Genomic DNA, 451 nt, shown 5'->3' on the forward strand with positions numbered 1-451 from the left:
TGAGAAGCCCGGACCTTTTGAGAGATGTAGCACAGACTCTTGATGATGTCAAAAAAAAGATAGATAATCTACGAAGTTTATCTGATAAAAGAAAGCAAAAAGCCCTAATTCTCCTTGAAGAAGCCAAGAATAACTTTCTGAATGTTGCCGATAACGTTGTAGAGGATAACGAGGAGCTTGCGAATTTCTTTCTGAAAAGGGCGGTTAAACTCAAAAACAGCACCAACGATAAAACCATCGAAAAGATTGGAGTTAAAGAGTACATGAACATGGTCTCCACCATAAACAGGTATTCGAAGGTTGCCCCATACGATTTCTCCGGAAAAGTAAAGGACCTGCAGAAGTCATACAGGGCGTTCCTTTTTGGAATGATTCCATTCTATGTCGTCTCCGGAATCTTCGGCCCTGTTTATGCCATGACAGCGCTAATACTGATAATACCCACGCTCTT

1 pseudogene is annotated in these 451 nt (G+C 41.2%); it reads left to right on the forward strand.

The features are described 5' to 3' along the window. Window positions 1–451 (forward strand): annotated as a pseudogene (locus E3E29_RS11390) (alpha-glucosidase); the annotation flags it as partial.

The sequence above is a fragment of the Thermococcus sp. Bubb.Bath genome, assembly GCF_012027595.1.
Classification (GTDB): domain Archaea; phylum Methanobacteriota_B; class Thermococci; order Thermococcales; family Thermococcaceae; genus Thermococcus.